Raw genomic sequence first — 1,890 nt, forward strand, 5'->3', positions numbered from 1 at the left:
CTCCCCGCACCACGCGTGCGGGGAGCCGGGCCGCGCCGCGTCCGCGACGGCGCGACACCCCTGCGGGGCAACCGGGAACGGGGACCCGGCGGTTCGGGGCTCCCGGCCGGGTGCGGCACAATGGAAGGCTGCAAGCCGAATTACTCCCGACGACGCCGGAGCGATCTCACGTGGCGGAATACATCTACACGATGCGCAAGGTGCGCAAGGCGCACGGAGACAAGGTCATCCTTGACGACGTGACGCTCAGCTTCCTCCCCGGAGCGAAGATCGGCGTCGTGGGCCCCAACGGTGCCGGTAAGTCCACCGTGCTGAAGATGATGGCGGGCCTGGAGCAGCCCTCCAACGGCGACGCCTTCCTCTCGCCCGGCTTCACCGTCGGCATGCTCCTCCAGGAGCCGCCGCTCGACGAGTCCAAGACGGTCCTGGAGAACGTCCAGGACGGCGTCAAGGAGATCAAGGGCAAGCTCGACCGCTTCAACGAGATCGCCGAGCAGATGGCGACCGACTACTCGGACGCGCTGCTCGACGAGATGGGCAAGCTCCAGGAGGAGCTGGACCACGCCGAGGCCTGGGACCTGGACGCCCAGCTGGAGCAGGCCATGGACGCCCTGGGCTGCCCGCCCGGCGACTGGCCGGTCACCAAGCTCTCCGGTGGCGAGAAGCGCCGCGTCGCGCTCTGCAAGCTGCTGCTGGAGGCCCCCGACCTGCTGCTGCTCGACGAGCCCACCAACCACCTGGACGCCGAGTCGGTGAACTGGCTGGAGCAGCACCTGGAGAAGTACAAGGGCACCGTCGTCGCGGTCACCCACGACCGGTACTTCCTGGACAACGTCGCCCAGTGGATCCTGGAGCTCGACCGCGGCCGCGCCTACCCGTACGAGGGCAACTACTCCACCTACCTGGAGACCAAGCAGTCCCGTCTCAAGGTCGAGGGCCAGAAGGACGCCAAGCGCGCCAAGCGGCTCAAGGAAGAGCTGGAGTGGGTCCGCTCCAACGCCAAGGGCCGCCAGGCCAAGTCCAAGGCGCGTCTGGCCCGCTACGAGGAGATGGCCGCCGAGGCCGACAAGATGCGGAAGCTGGACTTCGAGGAGATCCAGATCCCGCCGGGCCCGCGCCTGGGCAGCGTCGTCATCGAGGTGGAGAACCTCAACAAGGCCTTCGGCGAGAAGGTCCTGATCGACGACCTCAGCTTCACCCTGCCGCGCAACGGCATCGTCGGCATCATCGGCCCGAACGGCGCCGGCAAGACCACCCTGTTCAAGATGCTCCAGGACCTGGAGACCCCGGACAGCGGCTCGGTCAAGGTCGGCGAGACCGTCAAGATCAGCTACGTCGACCAGACCCGCTCCAACATCGACCCGAAGAAGACCCTCTGGGAGGTCGTCTCCGACGGTCTGGACTGGATCAACGTCGGCCAGGTCGAGATGCCGTCCCGCGCCTACGTCTCCGCGTTCGGCTTCAAGGGCCCGGACCAGCAGAAGCCGGCCGGCGTGCTCTCCGGCGGTGAGCGCAACCGCCTCAACCTGGCGCTCACCCTGAAGCAGGGCGGCAACCTGCTGCTCCTCGACGAGCCCACCAACGACCTCGACGTCGAGACCCTCTCCTCGCTGGAGAACGCGCTGCTGGAGTTCCCCGGCTGCGCCGTGGTCATCTCCCACGACCGCTGGTTCCTGGACCGGGTCGCCACCCACATCCTCGCCTACGAGGGCGAGAGCAAGTGGTTCTGGTTCGAGGGCAACTTCGAGTCGTACGAGAAGAACAAGATCGAGCGGCTGGGTGCGGACGCGGCCCGTCCGCACCGCGCCACCTACAAGAAGCTGACCCGCGGCTGACACCCAGTCGTGACGACGGCCCGGCAGGCCGCCCGCCCCGTGGGGGCCGGCCTGC

Annotated in this window: 1 protein-coding gene; it reads left to right on the plus strand. The window is 68.0% G+C overall.

The genetic code is table 11. The features are described from left to right. Positions 1-170: 170 nt before the first annotated feature. Positions 171-1,835: an energy-dependent translational throttle protein EttA gene (gene ettA, locus ACFU74_RS37150; RefSeq protein WP_380764557.1), complete on the plus strand. Its 1,665-nt coding sequence runs from the start codon at positions 171-173 to the stop codon at positions 1,833-1,835. Positions 1,836-1,890 lie beyond the last annotated feature (55 nt).

The sequence above is a fragment of the Kitasatospora sp. NPDC057500 genome, from assembly GCF_042802195.1.
Classification (GTDB): domain Bacteria; phylum Actinomycetota; class Actinomycetes; order Streptomycetales; family Streptomycetaceae; genus Kitasatospora.